This is a genomic window from Chryseobacterium sp. LAM-KRS1, from assembly GCF_013184525.1.
Classification (GTDB): Bacteria; Bacteroidota; Bacteroidia; order Flavobacteriales; family Weeksellaceae; genus Chryseobacterium; species Chryseobacterium proteolyticum.
Window position 1 is genome coordinate 708979 of record NZ_JAAOIZ010000004.1, and the last position, 20443, is coordinate 729421.

At 33.6% G+C, this 20443-nt stretch carries 22 protein-coding genes; 2 read left to right on the top strand and 20 right to left on the bottom strand.

Translation table 11 applies throughout. The annotated features are described in order from the left end of the window. Positions 1 to 45 precede the first annotated feature (45 nt). The 6 genes from G9C87_RS14325 to G9C87_RS14350 form a co-directional block, all read right to left on the bottom strand. Positions 46 to 1638, bottom strand: coding sequence for a SulP family inorganic anion transporter (locus tag G9C87_RS14325; RefSeq protein WP_172282299.1), 1593 nt, complete (start codon positions 1636 to 1638; stop codon positions 46 to 48). 146 nt (positions 1639 to 1784) lie between these two features. Beyond that, complete coding sequence (locus G9C87_RS14330; RefSeq protein ID WP_172282300.1) at positions 1785 to 2084, bottom strand: hypothetical protein; 300 nt, start codon at positions 2082 to 2084, stop codon at positions 1785 to 1787. A 20-nt stretch (positions 2085 to 2104) separates the two neighbouring features. Beyond that, entirely contained in the window at positions 2105 to 2773 is a 669-nt protein-coding gene (locus G9C87_RS14335) for a carbonic anhydrase (protein WP_172282302.1), read from the bottom strand. Between the two features lie 328 nt (positions 2774 to 3101). Then, the gene (locus G9C87_RS14340; RefSeq protein ID WP_172282304.1) at positions 3102 to 3659 is read right to left on the bottom strand and encodes a serine acetyltransferase; all 558 of its coding nucleotides are present in this window, start codon (positions 3657 to 3659) and stop codon (positions 3102 to 3104) included. Between the two features lie 35 nt (positions 3660 to 3694). Continuing rightward, entirely contained in the window at positions 3695 to 4843 is a 1149-nt protein-coding gene (locus tag G9C87_RS14345) for a glycosyltransferase (RefSeq protein WP_172282305.1), read from the bottom strand. Next, positions 4843 to 5400, bottom strand: a complete 558-nt coding sequence (locus G9C87_RS14350; protein ID WP_172282307.1) for an acyltransferase — start codon at positions 5398 to 5400, stop codon at positions 4843 to 4845. Before G9C87_RS14350 ends, G9C87_RS14345 begins: the two co-directional genes overlap by 1 nt. Before the next feature lie 56 nt (positions 5401 to 5456). Here G9C87_RS14350 and G9C87_RS14355 point away from each other — a divergent pair, with 56 nt between their 5' ends. Further along, positions 5457 to 5687, top strand: a complete 231-nt coding sequence (locus G9C87_RS14355; protein ID WP_172282309.1) for an acyl carrier protein — start codon at positions 5457 to 5459, stop codon at positions 5685 to 5687. Here G9C87_RS14355 and G9C87_RS14360 read toward each other — a convergent pair. Genes G9C87_RS14360 through G9C87_RS14380 form a run of 5 tightly spaced genes read right to left on the bottom strand, consistent with a single transcriptional unit; the run spans position 5684 to position 10407 of the window. After that, on the bottom strand, positions 5684 to 6322 hold the full coding sequence (locus G9C87_RS14360) for a GNAT family N-acetyltransferase (protein ID WP_172282311.1): 639 nt from the start codon (positions 6320 to 6322) through the stop codon (positions 5684 to 5686). The two genes, G9C87_RS14355 and G9C87_RS14360, sit on opposite strands and share 4 nt — an antisense overlap. Next, the gene (locus G9C87_RS14365) at positions 6319 to 7764 is read right to left on the bottom strand and encodes an AMP-binding protein (protein WP_172282313.1); all 1446 of its coding nucleotides are present in this window, start codon (positions 7762 to 7764) and stop codon (positions 6319 to 6321) included. Before G9C87_RS14365 ends, G9C87_RS14360 begins: the two co-directional genes overlap by 4 nt. A gap of 34 nt (positions 7765 to 7798) precedes the next feature. After that, on the bottom strand, positions 7799 to 8971 hold the full coding sequence (locus G9C87_RS14370; RefSeq protein ID WP_172282315.1) for a glycosyltransferase: 1173 nt from the start codon (positions 8969 to 8971) through the stop codon (positions 7799 to 7801). Between the two features lie 58 nt (positions 8972 to 9029). Further along, entirely contained in the window at positions 9030 to 9863 is an 834-nt protein-coding gene (locus tag G9C87_RS14375; RefSeq protein ID WP_172282317.1) for a glycosyltransferase family 2 protein, read from the bottom strand. 4 nt (positions 9864 to 9867) lie between these two features. Further along, positions 9868 to 10407 carry an acyltransferase gene (locus G9C87_RS14380; protein WP_172282319.1) on the bottom strand — a complete coding sequence of 180 codons (540 nt, stop codon included), beginning with the start codon at positions 10405 to 10407 and terminating at the stop codon, positions 9868 to 9870. Positions 10408 to 10555: 148 nt separating this feature from the next. Between G9C87_RS14380 and G9C87_RS14385 the strand changes: the two genes are divergently transcribed. Further along, complete coding sequence (locus G9C87_RS14385) at positions 10556 to 11326, top strand: class I SAM-dependent methyltransferase (protein WP_172282321.1); 771 nt, start codon at positions 10556 to 10558, stop codon at positions 11324 to 11326. Between the two features lie 69 nt (positions 11327 to 11395). Here the strand turns inward: G9C87_RS14385 and G9C87_RS14390 are convergent, their stop codons facing one another. From G9C87_RS14390 to G9C87_RS14430, 9 genes are read right to left on the bottom strand one after another with little or no spacing between them, the layout of a single operon-like run. Continuing rightward, entirely contained in the window at positions 11396 to 12334 is a 939-nt protein-coding gene (locus G9C87_RS14390) for a glycosyltransferase family 2 protein (protein ID WP_172282323.1), read from the bottom strand. Between the two features lie 47 nt (positions 12335 to 12381). After that, positions 12382 to 13323: a glycosyltransferase family 2 protein gene (locus G9C87_RS14395; RefSeq protein WP_172282325.1), complete on the bottom strand. Its 942-nt coding sequence runs from the start codon at positions 13321 to 13323 to the stop codon at positions 12382 to 12384. A 5-nt stretch (positions 13324 to 13328) separates the two neighbouring features. Beyond that, positions 13329 to 14267: a glycosyltransferase family 2 protein gene (locus tag G9C87_RS14400; RefSeq protein ID WP_228457019.1), complete on the bottom strand. Its 939-nt coding sequence runs from the start codon at positions 14265 to 14267 to the stop codon at positions 13329 to 13331. Beyond that, positions 14264 to 16060 carry an asparagine synthase (glutamine-hydrolyzing) gene (gene asnB, locus G9C87_RS14405; protein WP_172282327.1) on the bottom strand — a complete coding sequence of 599 codons (1797 nt, stop codon included), beginning with the start codon at positions 16058 to 16060 and terminating at the stop codon, positions 14264 to 14266. Before asnB ends, G9C87_RS14400 begins: the two co-directional genes overlap by 4 nt. A 56-nt stretch (positions 16061 to 16116) precedes the next feature. After that, positions 16117 to 17043: a glycosyltransferase family 2 protein gene (locus G9C87_RS14410; protein WP_317168561.1), complete on the bottom strand. Its 927-nt coding sequence runs from the start codon at positions 17041 to 17043 to the stop codon at positions 16117 to 16119. 13 nt (positions 17044 to 17056) lie between these two features. Continuing rightward, positions 17057 to 17725: a hypothetical protein gene (locus tag G9C87_RS14415; RefSeq protein ID WP_172282329.1), complete on the bottom strand. Its 669-nt coding sequence runs from the start codon at positions 17723 to 17725 to the stop codon at positions 17057 to 17059. A 17-nt stretch (positions 17726 to 17742) separates the two neighbouring features. After that, the gene (locus G9C87_RS14420) at positions 17743 to 18675 is read right to left on the bottom strand and encodes a glycosyltransferase family 2 protein (RefSeq protein ID WP_172282331.1); all 933 of its coding nucleotides are present in this window, start codon (positions 18673 to 18675) and stop codon (positions 17743 to 17745) included. A gap of 6 nt (positions 18676 to 18681) precedes the next feature. Then, positions 18682 to 19620 (bottom strand): glycosyltransferase, encoded by a 939-nt coding sequence (locus tag G9C87_RS14425; RefSeq protein WP_172282333.1) that lies wholly within the window; start codon positions 19618 to 19620, stop codon positions 18682 to 18684. Further along, a complete protein-coding gene (locus G9C87_RS14430) occupies positions 19617 to 20441 on the bottom strand; it encodes a glycosyltransferase family 2 protein (protein WP_172282335.1) in 825 nt (274 codons plus the stop codon). Before G9C87_RS14430 ends, G9C87_RS14425 begins: the two co-directional genes overlap by 4 nt. Positions 20442 to 20443: the final 2 nt, after the last annotated feature.

The following is a 20443-nucleotide window of genomic DNA, read 5'->3' on the forward strand; positions in this document are numbered from 1 at the left end:
TTTTTTCAAATTTTAAAGTTAAAAAATAATTGTTGATAAATGAGCTTACATAGCTCTTCTGTGTGTAACCAGTATGTGTGAATCTTCATTTTTTTCGTAATCTCTGTACGAGGTTTTGAAGCCCAGAAGCTCTACCGTTATATCCTCTTCTTTTGCGCGGATGTTGGCAAAGTCCTGGATCATTTCTAAAACGTCTGTCGCTATATATGAAGTATCCCTGGCGTCGATGGTTACTGCAGAATTAGGTTTTATATTTTTAAGTGTTTTTTTGATGGCTGCTTTGTTTAAAAAAGAAACTTCTTCAGCCAGTTTGATATTGATTTCGTCTGCATCATCCAGATTCTCCCTGCTAAGGTAATATGCTCTTTTCATATTTCCCTGAAGGATGTAGAAAATGGAAATGGCGAGACCTATTCCAACTCCTTTTAACAAGTCTGTTGCCACAACAGCTACAACTGTTGCTAAAAAAGGGATAAACTGAAATTTCCCCAAATGCCAGAAATGTTTGAATGTAGCCGGTTTTGCTAATTTATATCCTACTAAAATTAATACGGCGGCTAAAGTTGCCAATGGTATTAAATTAAGTAGAAATGGTATGGTCAGTACGCATACCAGAAGCAGAACACCGTGGATCATTGCTGAAAGCTTTGATGTTGCCCCTGCATTAGCATTTGCCGAGCTTCTTACAACAACGGAGGTCATAGGTAGTCCGCCGATAAATGAGCTGACAAGGTTTCCGATTCCCTGTGCTTTAAGTTCTAAATTGGTATCTGTTATTCTTCTCTGTCTGTCCAGCCTGTCAGATGCTTCAATACAAAGCAAGGTCTCAATGGAGGCAACAATAGCGATCGTTGCACCCGCGATCCATACTTTGGGATTTGTAAATCCGGTAAAATCCGGTAATAAGATTAAATTTTTAAAATCATCAATGGATTTTGGAACAGGTAATGAAACCAAGTGTTCTGTTTTTATGGCCAGTGGGCTTCCAGTCATTTTAAAAGTTTCATTTAATAGGATTCCTGTAACTACGGCAACCAACGCTCCAGGAAGCATCTTCATTCTCCTGAGTGCGGGAACTTTATCCCAAAGCAGAAGAATACTCACTGATACTACTGTTACAAGAACGGCTCCCGGATGTATGGCCCCGAAAAGCTCGGTAAAGTAATTAAAGTTTAAGCCATTGTCGAAAATAGATTCATGTCCTTCGTAGTCTTTATCGAATCCTAATGCATGGGGAATCTGTTTTAGGATAATAATAATTCCTATTGCCGCAAGCATTCCCTCAATTACATTATTAGGGAAATAGTTGGAAATACTTCCAGCTCTTGCAAACCCTAAAATCAATTGAATAAATCCTGCAATAATTCCTGCACAAAGAAACAATTCAAAGGCGCCAAGATCTGTAATGGCTGTTAAAACAATTGCTGTTAAACCAGCTGCAGGGCCGGAAACAGAAATGTTTGAATTACTTATTGTTCCTACGACCAGGCCACCTACGATACCGGCGATAATTCCGGACAAAGGAGGCGCACCTGATGCTAAAGCAATTCCTAAACAAAGAGGAAGTGCTACTAAGAATACCACGAGTCCTGAAGGGAAATTTTCCTTGATTCCTCCTATTAATGATGTCTTTTTCATGATGTGAAGCTGTGAGATATAACCAGCATATTTGTCTTTAAATAAGCTAGTTATAAAGATTGAAAATTTAATTTTTAAAGCACGTATGTATTCATTATCAAAAAAGTTGATAAGGAATAGGTATCAAAAAACTCTAACTATAAAAATTAAGCTTCGGGAGGTGGAGAAAATATGGTTAATAAGGGAGACAGGTGAAAATCATCATCCACCAATACAAAAGATCTGTCTTTTACGTCCGGTTCAAAGAACTTGAGATAATCAAATACATCTAATGTTTTAGGAAGTGTTTTTTCGTACACTGTAAAAGAAGTAGGATGGGAGTGTGGTTCTTCTTCATTGACTATTATATTGGTTCTCAGTAAATCCCAGCCCGCTACTGCAGCAATGCTCGGCAAGGCTGTAAAGTTTAGGAAAACCGTCAATACAATAATACTCCAGAATTTCATTTCACTCTTTTTTGGAAAAACTATTTTGTTTTTCTGTTCATGACCCAGTCTGATTCGGTTAGATTATATATTTTCTGGATGTCTTTCAAAACCTTTTCAAAGTCAATCTCCAGATCAATAATTTTTCCGGTTCGAAGGTCGAAAACCCAGCCATGAACTATAGGATACTCTTCTAATATGTATCTCTCCTGAACACAGGCCATTTTGATTACGTTGATACATTGCTCCTGAACATTAAGTTCTACAAGCCTGTCATAACGTTTTCCTTCATCCTGAATTGAATCCAGTTCAGTCTGGTGTAATCTGTAAACATCGCGAATATTTCTAAGCCACGGATTTAATAATCCTAAATCCTGAGGAGTCATCGCTGCTTTTACTCCACCACAATTATAATGCCCACAAACAATAATGTGTTTTACTTTTAAGTGCTCTACTGCATATTGAATAACCGCTGTAGAACTCATATCCAAAGTATTTACAACATTGGCAATGTTTCTGTGGACAAAAACTTCTCCAGGTTTAGCTCCCATTAATTCTTCAGCTGTTGCCCTACTGTCCGAGCATCCTATATATAGATAGTCCGGATGTTGGGTTTTGGCTAATTCTTCAAAGAAAGCCGGATCCTGTGAAATTTTGGATTCGACCCATTTTTTGTTGTTTTCAAAAATAACTTCGTACGATTGGGACATAAAATAAATTTTTAAGGTTTATAATTATTCATTTCGTTTAAATTATTTTCAAATCCAATAGATCAAATCAATAATTATGCAAAAATATAATTTTTGATGAAAAGTTGATCTCTTTTAACAAAGTTTAATATTAAAATATGCTTAAAATCATACATCTGCTTTAAAATCAAGCATTATATCTTATTTTTAATACTAATTATTATCTTTTCCAAAATTTAAACGGAACAAAAATCTAAATAAAAGTACGAACAATTAGACAGAATGTATTGATTTAGGAATTAAAATATTCTTAAATGCTTAAAACAGGCGTATTGGGCAAGCGAAAATTTTATATTTTGTTATTGATATAACCTTCCGTCGCGTCTTCTTTGGGATATATTTTTCCAGGATTACCTACAACTACAGAATTGGAAGGAACATCAAAGTTTACATAGGAGTTGGGTGCAATTAGTACATTGTCTCCAATAGTAATTCCACCTACGATTACAGCGTTAGCGCCTATCCATACTTCATTTCCAATAGCCGGAATTCCTGTGTTTTTCCCCCGGTTTTGCTGGCCAATGGTTACACCTTGGGCAATGTTACAATTAATTCCGATCTTGGTTTTAGGATTAATGACCAAACTTCCCCAATGTCCTAAGTAAAACCCTTCTCCAATTTGGGTTTCCGGATAGATCTGAAACCCATACTTTATCTGGTGGTGCCTTAATACAAATCTCCAGAATGCTCCGGCAAGGGATTTCTTTTTGTAGGATTGGGCTTTTCTAAGTATATAAATAAAATGGAGGTTGGGGTTTACACATTTAGCCCACATCTCAAATTTAGAAAGCCATTTTCCATTTTCGCGGTAGAAGTCTTTTTGGATAGTAGTATATTGATCTGGCATATAAATTATATGTAGGGTTAGAAAGATAAATTTATTTATAACTCATCTAAAATACGGGTTATTTTCTGTACGGAGTTTTTAAGGTTAAAAGGCATAAGGTAATTATTCAATGCCTCTTTATATTGTAGAAAAGTATCTGGATGTAATAAAGCCTGCTTCATTCCGGAGTAGATGCCTTCTTCGGAATTATCTACGATCATACCAAGTTCCCCGTTGTTCAACATTTCCTTTACCCCGGAAACATCTGTAGCAATAATTTTCTTTTTTAAAGTTATGGCCTCAAATAAAACCGTAGGAAAACCTTCATATCTTGAACTTAAAATATAAAAGTCGGCACTTTTAAAGTAGGGATACGGGTTATCCGTAAATCCTAGCATGGTAGCCGTTTCATCTATTCCAAGTTCCGATTTCAATTTTTTGATGTTTTCAAAATCATATCCGTCTCCGATAATTAAAACCCTATGTTTTAAGCCTTCATCAATAAGTTTTTGGTGAACTTTTAAAAGTCTGTCAAATCCTTTTTGTGGAAATACGGTTCCCACGGAAACAAAAGTGGGTACAGACGAATCAAAGCTGTAATCATCAATTGATTTTTCTGCTTTTTGTAGAATTTCCTCTGTGTCAAGAGGGTTGTAGATCTTAATAATTTTGTGTTTCTCCGATTCATTTTTTGCTGCCTTATAAAATAGCTGTTCAATCTTTTCAGAAATAACCAGTATTTTATCAAATCCGAAAAATTTACGGATTTCATCATGGGTATATCCTTTGACTTGTGATAAATCATTATGGATCCAGATGATTTTTTTAGATGATTGAAGAGGAGAATTTAGAATTTCATCCCGCATTCCGTGAATAGCGGCAAACTCAATGTCGTATTTTTTATTTTTTAATTTGCCATTGTAAAGAAGAGATGGAAGTCGGTTTAGTGATTTCTGATAAATAACACGGATTGCTTTTTTAGGAATATCCTGTATGCGGTTTGTAGTGATCATTTCACCTTTATTAAGGTAAATGACATTGATCCAATCCGGGACTTCCGGTAAATACTTTCCAGAGTATAAATTTAAGAGTAAATCAATTTCATAGCGATCAGAAGGTAAATTTTTTAGAAAAGTTACAAGTACTTTTTCTGCGCCACCGTGACGTAGGGAACCAATTCTGATAAGGATCTTTTTCTTAGGCACTATTTCGAAGTTTTGAACTTTTGAGGTAAATTCAATTTCAGCCACTGATTAAGCTCTTTTCTATTCTTTTCAAGATGGATAGGATAGTCAATCGTGGTTTTTTTTAGAACATCAGCATAATCTTCTATTTCGCAAATATATTTGGCGGGATTTCCTGCGTAGACAGTATGTTCAGGCATTGATTCGGACAAAACTGAATTAGCTCCGAGAACACAATTATCTCCTATCTCAACATTTTGTAATATTACCGAATTGCTACCGATGGCACAGTTTTTCCCCACTTTTATCCATCCGAAATTTCTTACCTCTTCATAGCCTTCCAGCTTCCTGATATTGGCAGTAGCTCCTGAATGGGTTACAAACGTTACCCCAGAGGCAATTCTTGTATCATCTCCAATTTCCACGAGAAATGGTTCGGAGCCAAAGGAAACATTATTTCGTATCACTACATTCTTTCCTAATTTTAGCCCGCTGTTTTTGCATATTTTAAGGTAAACGGAATGTTGGAAATCCTGAGTAAGGGTAGATATTTTATTAATAATCTTATATATCATCATAGTAAAACAAAGTTAGAAATTATTTTATAAATTTGTCCCTCCAAATATATAACACAATGAAGATCGAACATTTTTGCGAACTGCTTCAGCAAGAACTTAACGAAAAAACTACAATAACTGCGGATACGCATTTTAAGGAATTAGAGAGCTATGGATCTCTGTCAGCAGTTTTGGTTATGCAGTTGGTTGAAAATCAATTTGGCGTAAGCCTTAATCCAAGATCTTTCAGAAGTATTAATACTATAAAAGATTTAACGGAGGCCATAGGAAAAGAGAAGTTCGACTAGTCTTTTAAATTCTTTTTCAGAATAACCTTTTTGATACTGGGGTAAATTTTATTTTCCTGAGTGTCTATTTCCATTGTTTCATATTCGGAAAATCCAAATTTAGCATAGTATTGTATAAGGTGCGGGCTGCTTTCGAGTACATCTATGTAAAGTTCATCAGTAAGATTTTTCATCTCCGAAATGATGTGCTTTAATAAAAATTCCGCCACCCCTTTTCCTCTGAAGAGATCATCTACAAAAACATATTGGATCAGGTATTTGTTTTCAGAATAACTTTTGGTCTCAGGTAAGTTTTTTGCCTTATGTATGAATGAAGATAAATGATCACCTTTCAGATGAATCGGAAATAATTCACTTTTATTCTGATAGTAATTGACATTGGTAAGGATCAGTGCACAACATCCTGCAGCTATCCCATCCACTTCTGCTATGGTATATGTATTCAGAGATAATTCAGTATCGAAGTTCTCATCATCTAAAAAAAATTGATTAAGATATTCTTTAGTCGTATCAATGTCGCTTCCGAAAATATTGCTGAAAGTATCAGACAGTGATATTGGATGGGTCTCAATGGCTAATATTCCTTTTATGATCAAGGGAATGTCATCTTTTGTGGCTTTTCTGATGCTGATCATAACAAAGTCTTTTTTAATTCGTTTCGGTCTATTTTTCCGGATGTATTGACCGGAAACTTTTCGAGTTTAATGATTTTTGAAGGAATACAATATTCCGGAAGATTATCTTTCAGGTGAGAAAGAATTAAATCCTCATTGACACTTGGCTCATTGATAAACAAGACGAGAATATCATTATTGTTTTTGTCCTTGTGAATAACAGCAACACTGATTGCGTTTTCCAGTTTTTCATTTGAAAAATATTCGATCTCTGCTAACTCTACTCTGAAACCATTGATCTTAGCCTGAAAATCGATCCTGTTCAGATAGAAATAATCTCCTTCATTATCTTTTACGCACCAATCACCTGTCCTGTAGAAAGTTGTATGATCTCTTTGAACAAATGCTTCTTTTGTTTTTTCTTCATTTTTCCAATAAGAATTTGCCAACAATTTTCCGGATAATAAGAGTTCTCCTTCATTCATTTCATTGTCAGAAAAGCTCATTGTAGAGTTGATAACCGATTTTCCGATACTTATGATGCCATTTTTTTCTTTTATCGGGTCTTCCACTTTATAATGAGTGCAGAAAATTGTATTTTCTGTTGGTCCATATACATTGTAGATACTGGCATTGGGTATGAAATCCTTCCACCCGGTAATCTGCTTTGTCAATAATGCCTCACCACAAAATAAATTTAGCCTTAAGCTTCTATTTTTTATTTCGGGATCAAGGTAAGGTATGATCAGATTTAAGATGCTTGGAACCATTAAGGCTATCGTAATTTTATCTGCTTCTAACAGGTCCAGGATCTGCAAAAACTTAGTTTCTTTTTTATGAAGACCAACAACCGTTGCTCCGTTTAACCAGGGAATCAGATAACTCATTACCGAAAGGTCAAATGTAAGCTCAAACATTTGCAGCACACGATCCTCAGAATTTAATTTTCCAAAAGTTGAATGGAAAGCATCAGAGAAATAGTATAAATTGGAGAACCTGATAGGAACACCTTTTGGCTTTCCTGTACTTCCGGAAGTGAAGAGGATGTAGGCGTTATTATCTATGGAAGACTCTGAAGGTAATGTAGAAAGGACCCCTTCAGCCATCTTTTTTGTGTCAATCAGCTTAGTTTCATAGTTCTCTGTTATTTCTGCTGATGTAAGGATTGCTTCTATATCCGCTTGCTGAATAACATTCATATTCTTGCTGAAAGGAAATTCTGCATGTATGGGAACGTATGTTTTTCCTGCAAACCAAACTGCAAGAATTGAAGCATACATGTATACATCATCAGTGAGATAGATTCCTAAGTTTTGAGAATTTATGGTTTGTAGCTGATATCTTATTTGATGGGTCAAATTTAAGACTTCCTCATAGGTGTATTCTTTATCCTCTACGATTAAGCAGACTTGTTTGCTGTTGAGGAGAAAAGATTGGTATAAATTTTCAATAAAGGAATTCATCTTTTGCAACTTGTGTTATGATATACTTTAAGAGTTATTGGTTTTTAATTTTACTTTGATATAGATTCTCGATAATATTTTCCACACTTTTGAAAATCTTTTCATTATCAAAACGCTTTTCGATATCCTTCAGGTTGTCCTGTATATGTTGGACAAGCTCTTTGTTCGTTAAAAATTCCCTGATACCGTTGTACAGGCCTTCCTGGGAATAATCTGTCAGGTAACCGGATTCTTTATGAGTAATCATTTCAGGAATTCCCCCAACATTGGTTGCTAATATTGGTTTCTGGAGAATCAGGGTTTCCGCAATAATTAATGGCCATCCTTCACTTTCTGACGGCATGATATAAAAATCTGCATTGGAAACGTATGGGTATGGATTCATTTGGGTACCTAATAGCTTGAAAGAATTTTTTACATTTAATTCCTCAATCCTTTTGGAAAGAAGTTCATAATCCTCTCCATCACCGATAACAACAATCCGATGATCAAACCCGTCATCAATTAGTTTTTTGTGAGCCTCCAGTAATGTTCTGTATCCTTTTCTATAGTGCAGTCTGCCCACTGATACAAAAGTAGGGAGCTCTTCAAATTCAGGAATGAATGCTTTTGCTTTTGTTTTTAGCTCTTTTATGGGAATAGCATTCAGAACAACTTCGCCCGGAGGCAACTTAAGGTCCGGAAATTTTTCAGTCAATATATCTTTACATTGCTGTGAACCATAAATGATATAATCAAACTGTTGCATGTTTTTAAAGATTTCCTCACGGTAAGGAGCAAAGCCTTCCAATGAAAGATCTGAATGAAGCCATGCAATCTTTTTAGATTCTTTATTTGTTGAGTTTAGAACGGCTTTATAAATGCCGTATGTAGTTGCAATCTCTACATCATATTGATCTTTTAAAATCCCATCCGTAAGCCTGGGATTTTTGTCGATCTTATTAAGTCTAAATTTTCTTCTAGCCAGTTGAATTTTTTGAATAATCGGATTTTTTGAGAAATCTTCTTTCCCTTCCGCGATGTATACTTTTCTAATGTTGTCAGGAAACTCATTCCGTAACTCTCCCTGATTAAGGCTTAAGCATATTGTGAGCTCAAATTTATCCTTGTTCAGGTTGTTGAGCATACTTAATACTACTTTTTCCACACCGCCAATCTCCATAGAGCGATGTCTGAAAAGAACTTTTATTTTTTTATTATGCTCCATTATTCTGAACTTTTGTATAAATAATTTTTTCTATGAAGTGTGTTTAGTTTCAAGTATATCAATTGTTCTGCAAAAATGTTAATATTTTAATCTTTAATCTGTGTGCCATTTTCGTTTGATAATCAAGTAAACTGAAAACCTCTTCAGCATTTTGATAAACTTGGGGAACAGCTCGCCCATTTATAGATATAATATTTCTTCTTTTAAATGTATTAAAAATAACTTTTGCAAATGAGTCTTTAGCCTTTCCTTTTGATGTTGCCTGAGATACCCCATTAGGATGAAGTCTGTATTTATATAGATCCTTGGCAATAAAGTACGCGTCACCAAAATCTAATATTTTTAAATATAGGTCCTGATCAACGGCACTCTTTAATGTAGAATCAATACCTTCAGTTTTTAAATATATTTCTCGTCTGAATGCTACAAAATGAGCAATCTGGATTGGATAATTAAAAAAATAAGGATCTTTATTTAGGATCTGTTTTGCAGATTTAAAAGGATAAAGAATATTTAAGTTCTGATCACATGATAAAAATCTGGAATAGGTAAGGACTACATTTTTTTTCTGTTTGAAAACTTCTATTGACTCTTCGATAGCTGTCGGAAAAATGGCATCATCGGGATCCACAAATCCACAGATCTCACCAGTGGCAAGCTCGGCGCATTTTCGTTTGGTATAGCCTACTCCCTTATTGGTCTCATTTTCAAAAAACAAAAACCTACTGTCATCGGATATCAGGGATTTTATCATTTCTTTCTCGGTATCAGCAGAACAATCATCCACTATGATAGCTTCCCAGTTCGTATAGGTTTGTTGTTGAAGACTTTCATAGCAATCTTTAAAGTAATTACCATTGTTATAATGTGCTATAAGAACTGAAAATTTCATTTTTTTATGATTTGAAAATTAATTCCTGCTTATTAAGGACTGTTGTATTAGCAGGAATATCTTTATATATGGTGCAGCCTGCTCCTATTATACAGTTATCGCCGATATTTACACCTTTTAATATAGTAACATTGCTTCCTAACCAACAGTTTTTCCCAATTTTTATAGGAGCTTTTGTAAACTCATTATGGAAAATTTTGAATTCCGGTATACTTTGGTGTGCATGGTTATGGTCATATAATTTTACATTTTCACCAAACAAAGTATTTTCACCGATAGAGATGTGGTCTAAACAATTGATAGAGCAAAAATTATTCATAAAAACATTATCCCCAATTTCCAGGATTCCTTCATCCTTAACTAAAATATGAATGTAATTTCTGAAATTGATATTTTTTCCAAAAATTGCTTTTCCAATGTTTTTATAGATGATAAAGTGATTAGAAATCCCCAGTTTTATACTTCCTAAAATTACTTTGGGATGTTTGTGAAGGATAGTAATTTGTTTTTTTCTTTGAAGAGTTTCAAAAAATCGGGAAAGCATTCTTTTATCTTTGTTTATTTTTTTATAAAATTATTGGCAGATCTTTTGCAAGTACCTTACACTAATTTTTATCATTTGAGTACTAAAATTGATTTTAGTTTAAACAAATGTAACTAAAAAAAAATATATTTTTGTGTAAAGTAACACGATGGGAGAATTAAAAAGAGTTTTTACAACATTTGTAGCCTATCTTAAAAGGCCGGATCTCTATCCTGAACTGGGTAGGAAAATTTTAAAAAATACAGTTAACCGAAATAATGCGTTTAAAGGAAAGGAAAAAACAAATTTTTGGGCAAGATCAAAAGCAATTTCCCAGAGAGATGCTATAACAAAGCTTTTTGGCGTAAGTACATTTTCATTTGAATCCAGTTATCGTGAAATTTTAGATTATGCTGTACAACGAGAGAAGGAGTGTCCAATAAAAATGGGAGGACCTGGAGCCTTAGAACTTATTTATTATGCATGTGAATTTTCGCAGGCGAAAAATGTAGTAGAAACAGGAGTAGCCTATGGATGGTCCTCATTGGCATCATTGCTTTCTCTGGAAAAAAGAAATGGAATCTTGTACAGTTCCGATATGCCTTACCTGGGACAAAATGGAGATCAATATGTTGGATATGTGGTTCCCGAAAATCTTAAAAGAAACTGGAAACTATTCCGTTTTGCAGATAAAGAATCTTTGCCGAAAATTTTTGTTGAGAATAAAATTTTTGATGTTATTCATTACGATTCAGACAAGAGTTATAACGGGATGTCATGGGCTTATAGTGAGCTCTATTCCCATTTAAGGAGTGGAGGAGTGTTTATTAGTGATGATATCGGTGATAATTCAGCCTATCAGGATTTCTGTGAAAAAAATCATATTGAAACGACCATTATTGAAATGGATAATAAGTTTGTAGGAATTTTTATCAAATAAAATTATATCAGAACAATAGTATTAGACTATTTTCTTGTAGTAAAGAAATTTTGATATATTAAAAAGATACTAAAGTAAATACTTTCTAAAGTTAATATTATACAATCCGGATTTAATGCTTCTAAAATCTGTAAACAAATATTTTGTGATCATTCCCCATTTTCTGGGAACAGAAGCTTCTGCAATCTGGTAACTTCGGAGAGTCCTTTCAATATGTTTCTTTATATCATTTGAAATCAAACTTTCATGCTGCGCCCAACTATTGACTTCTGTCCAAAGCATAATTCTGGTAGATGATGGTTTTATTTTACCAACGTCTACCTGTGTAATTCTGTTATTTTCATGAACTCCTCTTACTGCAACTGCAGTATTCAATAGCCCAGAATAAAGGCGGAGATAGAACGATAGTCTGAAGATGAATTCAGTATCCTGGTGAAGTCTTAATTGAGTTTTGAAGAATTGTCCTACTTTTGATAAAGCACTTTTCCTTATTGTTAATCCATCCAGACTAAAAAGGCCAAAACTTCCTTTCATATTAAGAAGGCCGGGAAATACATCTTGAGGATTATGTTTTTTATAAACAGTGGTCAGGCGGTCTTCAAAAATTTTATAGTATTGTTCCTTAGCTTTTTCCGAATAATAGTGTACTCCAATTGCCCCATATACCCCCTCAACATCAGGATTTTGAAAAAGCTCTTTTTCTGCATCAAAACGATTGGGTAAGTAATAATCGTCTGCATCTAAAAAAGCGATAAAATCACCTGTGGCATTTTGGATTCCCAGGTTTCTAGATGCTCCGGCACCATGATTTTGTTTATCAGGGTGCTGATATAATTTTACTCTGTCATGCTCTTCCACCAGTCTTTGACAAACGACCAATGCATTATCCGGAGATTTATCTTCCACAAGAATTACTTCAAATACTTCTTCAAACTGAAGAGCTGATTGCACAGCTTGAGAGATGTAATTCTCTGCATTGTAAACAGGTATAATGACAGATATTTTCATTATGATCAATTAATTTAAACAGGCAAACGATATAATATTATACAAGATTACGAAATTAATGAATATCTGAAGTTAATATTATATAATCCAGACTTTATACTTTCATAATCTGTCACTAAATATTTGATTATCATACCCCATTTTTTTAGTTTAGGGGCATTAGCAATTTCAAAACTGCGCTGCATTCTCTTGATATGAATTTTAATATCATCAGATATGGTTGCTTCATCTTTTGCCCACTTATAAGTTTCATTCCAGAGGATAGTCCTTGAAATTGCAGGCTTGGTTTTATTGGAATCTACTTTAGTAATTCTGTTACTTTCGTGTACTCCTCTCATTGCTATTGCCTGTTCAATAATTCCAGGATATAGTTCAAGATAATAAGACAAACGAAATAAGAATTCCGTGTCTTCGTGAAGTTTCATCGGTTTAAATAATGGATTTAGTTTTCTTATCATCGAAGCTTTTCTGATGGTCAGCCCATCCAAACTGAAGAGTCCAAAACTTCCAAGTTTATGAATTAATCCGGGAAAAACATCTTTTGGGCTATGTTTTTTATATACGGTGGTAAGTGAGTCTTTGAAAAGCTTATAATACTGTTCTTTTGCTTTTTCCGAATAATAATGAACGCCGATTGCACCATAAACTCCTTCTACTTCAGGATTTATAAAAAGCTTTTTTTCCGCTTCAAAACGATTGGGGAGATAATAATCATCAGCATCTAAAAAGGCGATAAAGTCTCCAGTAGATTTTTCTATCCCAAGATTTCTACTGGGGCCGGCTCCATGGTTTTTTTTATCCGGATGTTGGTATAATTTAACTTTATCATGCTTTGAGGTTAATTCCTTACAAACTTCTAAAGAAGAATCCGGTGATGCATCTTCTACTAAAATCACCTCGAATACTTCATCATGCACTATTGCTGACTCCACTGCATGAGAAACATACTTTTCAGCGTTATATACAGGAATAATTACTGAGATTTTCATTTCATCTATTTTTGATAGTTAAATCGATATTGTGTTTTTAATATATTGGGGTTTTTAATTGCTTCAATAAAGATATTATAATATTTTATGAGTCCGGTTTTTTGTGATAAATCAAAGGATTTATACTTTAAATAAATTTTTTCTTTGGATCCAGAGGGAATATTTTGTTGCTCAGCCCAATCATATAATGATTTCCAGAAAAGAAGTTGCCTTTGGTTGTATTGAGGAGAATATTTAATAATTTTAGTGATTCTGTTGTCATCATGTATGCCTCGAATGGCGATAGGTTTATCTATAATCCCGGACTTTAAGTAACAATGATAAGTCAGTTTAATTATAAAATCCGAATCCTGGTGAACCCTTAGAAGTTCATTGAACCTGAGGTTATGTGTGTTGATAGAATGTCTTCTTATAGTGAGTGCATTTAAGTGAAAAAACGTACCGAAGGTTTTAGGTGTTAACCCCAGAAGTCCTTTAAAAACCTCCATGCCTTCTGCGGGATAATTTACTGTGGTAAGAAAGGTATCATTAAACTTAGACTGAAATTCCTGTCTCCCTTTTTCGGTCAGGTATTCTATGCCAATAGCACCAAAGATTCCTTCTATTTTAGGATCTTTAAATATTTCTTTTTCTGCATCGAAACGATTGGGTAAGTAATAATCGTCTGCATCTAAAAATGAGATAAAGTCTCCTGTGGATTTTTGCATCCCGAGATTTCTCGAGGCTGCAGCACCGTGATTTTCTTTATCAGGATGTTGAAGAAGGATGATTTTGTTGTTTTCACTAGCTAATTTTTTACAGATTTGCAGTGAATTGTCAATTGATTTGTCTTCGACTAAAATAACTTCTTTTACTTCTTCAAATTGTAATGCTGACTGAACTGATTTTTCTAAAAACTCAGCTGCATTATATACAGGAATAATTACTGAGATTTCAAGCATCATAATATAGATTTATTGTTATAAGCCCATAAAGCAAGCTGTAATAAATTCCAATGTTTATGATCGTTATTCAGAAATTTTTGAGCATTATCAAAATCAATATAGTCAAAGATTTTCTGATTAGGATCTTTGAGCAGATCGTTGGAAAGGTTAATGAGTGACTCTTCTTCAAACCATGCCTTAATGCTCATTCCAAATCCTTGCTTATGCCGTTTTCTTATAGTCTCAGTCCAATACGACCCCATAGCTTCACGGAGTATGATTTTATCGTCATCACCTTTTAATTTCAATTGTTCCGGAAGTTGGATGCAAAATTCAGCAAAATCCATATCGAGAAAAGGGGTTCTAACTTCCAGCGAATTAGCCATTGCCATCCTATCGGATTTCATCATCATATTGCCAGGTACATAATTTTCAAGATCGACCCTCATAATATCATTCAGAGAATCAGGGTCAGGAATAAAGCTATAAGGTTGGTGATAATCTGTTGAAATTCCCAAAAGCTTTTGTTCATTTTTATTAAATGCATTTCTTACGGAGTTCTGATGAAAATCCAAAACAGAAGAATATTGCAGATTCTTTTGGGTAACAAAAGAAGTCTTTCTAAAATTCTGATAAAGCTTTAATCCAAATTTTGCGATGATGTTTTTATAGCTAAAATGATTTCTTAGTTGATCTTCAACTTTATAAAAATGGTATCCTCCGAATAATTCATCACCAACATCTCCTGATAGAACAACGGTGAGATTCTTTCTTGCGTTCTTACAGATTTCATAATGGGGGAGATAAGAAATATCAGCAAAGGGCTCATCCAGAAAGGGCGAAACTTTTAAAAGTGAAGCTACTATATCCTGTTTTTTTTCATGAACTTCAATGTGGTTGGTGTTGTACTTTTCAGCAATTTCTTTTGCGTATTTCAGCTCGCTATCTTTATGATCATAGCCAAAACTAATAGTAGTTTGTTTAGGTAAAAATTCATTAACTAATGCAACAATAGAGGAAGAGTCGAGTCCTCCACTTAGAAAGCTTCCCAATTCCACATCTGCAATAAGCTGTTTTTTAACCGCATTTTTTAAAAGATATAAAAATTCTTCTTTAGCATCAGATAAGCTTATAACTCTGTCTTTCGCAGGTAAATTATAATAGCGTGAAACTTCAATTTTTCCATCCTTCCAGATGAGTTGATGGGCTGGAGGAAGTGCAAAGATATTAGAATATATACTTTGATATGTGTTTACATATCCATTCTGGAGATAGTGTCCTAATGCATCAGGATTTACCTTAGGTTGTATAAGTCCGGAAGCAAGGATTGCTTTGATTTCTGAGGCAAAAATAAATTCATTGTTATGTCCAATAGCATAAAAGAAAGGTTTTTCTCCAAAACGATCACGGGCGCAAAACAACTGTTGCTTTTGTTCATCCCAAATAGCAAATGCAAACATTCCGGGAAGATCATGAATGAGGTTTTCCTGCTTCCCTTGATACATGGCTAAAATCACCTCCGTATCAGAACTTCCATGATATGGATATTCGGCATACCTTTTTTTTATGTCAAGATAACCGTAAATTTCACCATTCAGAACGATGCATTCGTTTTTTGTGTTGGAGTACATGGGTTGTATTCCATTTTCAGATAAATCGATGATTGATAATCTGCGATGTCCCAAAGCAATATGATCATAAAATTCATAATGGGAAGAATCCGGGCCACGATGCGCAATTGCATCAGTCATTTTTTTGATTTCTTCTGTATAATTTCTGGCATTATTGCTGATAATTCCTGCTATTCCACACATTTGTTTTGTTTTTTCATCACCATTTTGTTAAAAAAATTCCATCTCTTGGGACTAATTTACGAAAGATTGAGAAAAGAAGGACCTTCCTGTTTTACCTTATTTCGAATATCAATAAGTATTTTTTCCTCTTGGGATATTTTTTTATATCGGTGAGATAATTTTTTATATTCGGTTCTGTTCCCTAGTAAAAGGTTTTTGAAAATACTCTGTTTCAGTGATTTTTTCTCCAGTTGTAGAGCGTTAGGTAAGTTTGGATTTATAATATTTGTTTCAATACGCAGATCTTTATACTTATTGTAATCAATCTTATTCAGTAACTGTACTCCATCATGCACTGCCTTACTAGAGGGTACGAGGATGATCTTTTTTTTATGAAAATGAACCCGGTTTACATATTCATTATCTTCGCCATAGTGGAAAAAATAAGGATTAAATCCGCCAACTGTTTCTATCGTTTGCTTCGGTAGAAGCCAATGTGCTGCGTTAATAAAATTGATTTCGTAGAAAGGTTTTATTGTTTGAAAATAAAGATCAGAGATTAATCTCGTCTTATCACAGTTCTGAGCTATATATTTATCTAAAAAAATATCCAGGTATTTTTCTGATCCGTCTACCTGCATTGGGCTTATAATTCCAATGTCGTTTTGATCGGGGTGGGTATTGTAGACTTGCAGGAGGTTCTTTATACTATCCGGATATAACCATGCATCCTGATTCATTAAATAAAAGAAATCTGCACCATCCTTATATGCTTTCTCAATTCCGATGTTATTGGCTTTTCCAAATCCTAAGTTTTCTGGGGACTGAATAAACTGTATTTCAGGAAATTTTTCTTTTATATATTCCTGTGTGCCATCAGTAGATCCATTATCAATAACAATGCACTGTACAGGGACAGAAGATTCTCTTAGACTTGTAAAGCATCTTTCTGCCCATTTCATGGCATTGTAGGTAACAATAATAAAATAAATCTTAGGTATCACTGTTTTTATGTTTTTAAATATACTTTTGAGCTAAAGTGTTTAAATAAACATCGGGTTTTACTCCTGAGAAAAAAGCATCCGTATTTTGATCAAAAGTTACTTTATAAAAATCTCCTTCTTCGACCTCATCATAGTAAGCTTCCTGTTGTATCTGATCCTGAATAGCATTGACAATCTCTCTTAAGTTATAGTAATAAGGAAATGCAAAATTGATTGTTTCGTTTTTTACAGATCTGCATGTAGTATCAAGAAAGCCTGAGATGTCATCAATATCTAATAACAATCTTCTGGCATTACGGTGAACTGTAAATCTACTGTTATCTTTAATTTTTGTTTTGAGAAAGTTGAAAAGAGTATTGGGATTACCTCCTTTTCCTACAATGTTTCCAATTCTTAAGATAAGATAATTATTAGATTTATTCTTAATGTAATTTTCCATTTCAAGCTTATGTAATACATAATTGCTTTTCTGCTTTGATTGATCATGTACACTTAGAGTGGAAAAATATACCAATTTCTTTTCTTTATTATTTACAAGGGCGTTGCTTAAAAGATCAAATTCTCTTTTAAATTCGGTTTCTTTAGTTTCAAGGGAATTTGAAACACCAGAAGCAAAATAAAGAACATCTTCAGTATCAATATTTTTTAATGAATTAGCAATAAGCCCGTTTCCTATAATCATATTTTGTGTTTATTAATCTATACAAAACTATTGTTTTGTTTTTTTATCTGATATTTTTGTTTAATTGTTCTTCTGCTCCATTTAATGGTATGGTATAATTTGGTCGGAGTAAAGGAAAATTTAGACAAAACATTATAAAAAAAATAACCAATGCTCGCCTTAAAAAAATCGATTTTGCTTATCATATTTGAATAAGACATAAGGGTATAATAAAAATAGCTCTTAAGTTTTAATTGGCTATAATCTGAGTTATATTTTTTTATAAAGGGAATAATAGCAAAATCTTTTTTCATGACTTCTGAAGTTACATTTTTTGAAATACTGGCTCCAAATTGTCTGTAGGTACTCATTTGTTCCGGAAATATTTTTACTTTGCCATAGCAACCTGCCAATAAATATAAACATCTGTCTGCGGAAATAATATCCGTTGGAAAGTCATCCTTTAATATCGATTTTCTAAAAAAAAAGGTGGATGTCTGACATATTTTCAGATCGGTTAAATCATCTTTTAACAATTCATCTCCCGGATGATCAGTAAAGCTATGGCTTGGGGTTGGAGTATCTTCATAAACAACCTTGGAATCTGCTCCTACAGCTGAAAAATCGGGATGAGATTCCAAAAAATCAAATTGCTTTTGAATTTTTGAATGGTCAATCCACAGATCATCTCCATCTAGAATAGCAATATATTTTCCTGAAGCTTTTGAAAAAGAAAATAAAGTATTTTTAACATAACCTAAATTGGGTATGTTTTTAAAATATTTGATTCTGTTACCTTTGGGATGTGTGGTAATGAGTTGATTAATAATATCTTCTGTGTTGTCGGGAGAATTGTCATTGCATACAATAATTTCATAGGAACCGGAAAATTCCTGGGAAAAAATACTTTCCAGACATTCTTTGATATACTTTTCATGTTTATATGTAGTGATGCAAATACTGATATCCATAATGAGTTAGATTGTAAACAGGTCTGACAATTTCAAGTCTAAATATTTATGACGAATACATTTCGCTATATATATCTTCCTGTCAAGAAAGTTCATTGTTTTCAAATAAGAATTCCTATTTTTAATAAAGGCAGAGTATATTTCTGTTTTTTGAGGATCCTCTTTAGGATTTATTTCCTGAAGCCTTTCGATAGATTTTAAATATGGCCATACATAATTTTTAAAATACTTTTGGTGTACCGAAAGACTGGAGGGAGTTTCAGATTTCTCAGAATTATATCTGAGCCCATATACCTGACCAGGATGAAGTCTGTAGGAAGAAAGGGCTTTTGGAATGAATCCCAATTTATTTTTAATACTCAGTATTTGTACAATAAAATAATCATGAGCCATTGGAAAATCTTTGATATTGTATTTTTCAAGTGCATTTTTCCTTATGGCAAGTGCACAACCCAGAATAAAACTACCTTTACTTACTAATGAAACAAAAAGCTTATGCTCCCGAATGTCATTAATAATACTTTCGTGTGTTATATTTTTCCAATTAAGATATGATGGCTGAACATTATTTTCATCGATTAGTTTTAAATCATGAAATACTCCATCGGAATCAGGGTTTTTCTGGAAGAAAAGAATCGTCTCCTCTATCTTGTTCTTTTCCCATACATCGTCTTGATCACTAATAATTATGATTTCATTATTGCATAAATAGATCGCTTTTTCAAAATTTCTTATAAATCCTAAATTGGTTTCGTTTGTAAATACTTTGATAATCTCAGGATACTTTTTCTCATAAGTGCTTAAAATTTCAATTGTTCGGTCAGTAGAGCCGTCATCGCAGATGATCAGCTCATCAGGAATCAAAGTCTGATGTAAAATGCTATCTAGCTGAGTGGATAAATATTTTTCACCATTGTATGTACACAGTGCTACTGATACCTTCATAATTTGAAAAATTTAAAAACTTTACTTACTAAAACATACCTTTTACTGTTTAAAATAGCTTTTAGGTGTTTGTTTTCGGAGGTTAACTTTTCATTAGCTTCGAATAAATTTTCAAAACTTCCAAGCTCCTTCGTGAAAAACTCTATATGTTTTCTATAGATTATATTGTGAGTATACAATTTCTTTGAATTACCATTTGCCGACATTTCTTTTATCATAGATATTTCTTTAATTCTATAATAAAACCCTACTTCTTTAATTTTGAAAACATTACCTTTTTCCTTCAAAAGAGAAATCCAAAAATCCCAGTCCTCCCATCCGTAAATAAGGTTAGTATCATAGCCTCCTGCCTTCATCCAGTCCTCTCTTTTAAAGAAAGCAGAACAAAAAATCATGTTTTTTACGGCAAGCATCTTTCTGCTATAGGCCGGTAGTTCCCAACTTCCATTTTCTGAACCAAATTTTTCTGCTTCACAATAGATAATTGTATATCCTTTATTAAATTCTTTTGCAGCTAAATCAAGGTACCGGCTGCTTATTTTATCATCGGCATCCAATGGTAATATCCATGTTCCTTTTGAGATTTCTATACCCGCATTCCTGGCTGAAGATAATCCTCCGTTTTCTTTATAAATATACTGAAAACGAGGGTCTTTCTCAATCCATTTTTTTGCTATCTCTTCTGTGTTATCCGGAGAACCGTCATTTACAATAATACATTCCCAGTTCTCATAATTTTGATCGAGAACTGTTTCTAAGCATTCATCAAGAAATTGAGCCTGATTGTAGCATGGAACGATTATGGAAATTTCTGGATTCATTT

Bases quoted from the DNA above. Each gene is read 5' to 3' on its own strand.
- G9C87_RS14365 (WP_172282313.1), bottom strand. From the start codon at position 7,764: ATGAATTCCTTTATTGAAAATTTATACCAATCTTTTCTCCTCAACAGC.
- G9C87_RS14390 (WP_172282323.1), bottom strand. From the start codon at position 12,334: ATGAAAATATCTGTCATTATACCTGTTTACAATGCAGAGAATTACATC.
- G9C87_RS14420 (WP_172282331.1), bottom strand. From the start codon at position 18,675: ATGGATATCAGTATTTGCATCACTACATATAAACATGAAAAGTATATC.
- G9C87_RS14415 (WP_172282329.1), bottom strand. From the start codon at position 17,725: ATGATTATAGGAAACGGGCTTATTGCTAATTCATTAAAAAATATTGAT.
- G9C87_RS14355 (WP_172282309.1), top strand. From the start codon at position 5,457: ATGAAGATCGAACATTTTTGCGAACTGCTTCAGCAAGAACTTAACGAA.
- G9C87_RS14370 (WP_172282315.1), bottom strand. From the start codon at position 8,971: ATGGAGCATAATAAAAAAATAAAAGTTCTTTTCAGACATCGCTCTATG.
- G9C87_RS14335 (WP_172282302.1), bottom strand. From the start codon at position 2,773: ATGTCCCAATCGTACGAAGTTATTTTTGAAAACAACAAAAAATGGGTC.
- G9C87_RS14350 (WP_172282307.1), bottom strand. From the start codon at position 5,400: ATGATGATATATAAGATTATTAATAAAATATCTACCCTTACTCAGGAT.
- G9C87_RS14375 (WP_172282317.1), bottom strand. From the start codon at position 9,863: ATGAAATTTTCAGTTCTTATAGCACATTATAACAATGGTAATTACTTT.
- G9C87_RS14430 (WP_172282335.1), bottom strand. From the start codon at position 20,441: ATGAATCCAGAAATTTCCATAATCGTTCCATGCTACAATCAGGCTCAA.
- G9C87_RS14325 (WP_172282299.1), bottom strand. From the start codon at position 1,638: ATGAAAAAGACATCATTAATAGGAGGAATCAAGGAAAATTTCCCTTCA.
- G9C87_RS14380 (WP_172282319.1), bottom strand. From the start codon at position 10,407: ATGCTTTCCCGATTTTTTGAAACTCTTCAAAGAAAAAAACAAATTACT.
- G9C87_RS14340 (WP_172282304.1), bottom strand. From the start codon at position 3,659: ATGCCAGATCAATATACTACTATCCAAAAAGACTTCTACCGCGAAAAT.
- G9C87_RS14385 (WP_172282321.1), top strand. From the start codon at position 10,556: ATGGGAGAATTAAAAAGAGTTTTTACAACATTTGTAGCCTATCTTAAA.
- G9C87_RS14360 (WP_172282311.1), bottom strand. From the start codon at position 6,322: ATGATCAGCATCAGAAAAGCCACAAAAGATGACATTCCCTTGATCATA.
- G9C87_RS14400 (WP_228457019.1), bottom strand. From the start codon at position 14,267: ATGATGCTTGAAATCTCAGTAATTATTCCTGTATATAATGCAGCTGAG.
- asnB (WP_172282327.1), bottom strand. From the start codon at position 16,060: ATGTGTGGAATAGCAGGAATTATCAGCAATAATGCCAGAAATTATACA.
- G9C87_RS14425 (WP_172282333.1), bottom strand. From the start codon at position 19,620: ATGAAGGTATCAGTAGCACTGTGTACATACAATGGTGAAAAATATTTA.
- G9C87_RS14395 (WP_172282325.1), bottom strand. From the start codon at position 13,323: ATGAAAATCTCAGTAATTATTCCTGTATATAACGCTGAAAAGTATGTT.
- G9C87_RS14330 (WP_172282300.1), bottom strand. From the start codon at position 2,084: ATGAAATTCTGGAGTATTATTGTATTGACGGTTTTCCTAAACTTTACA.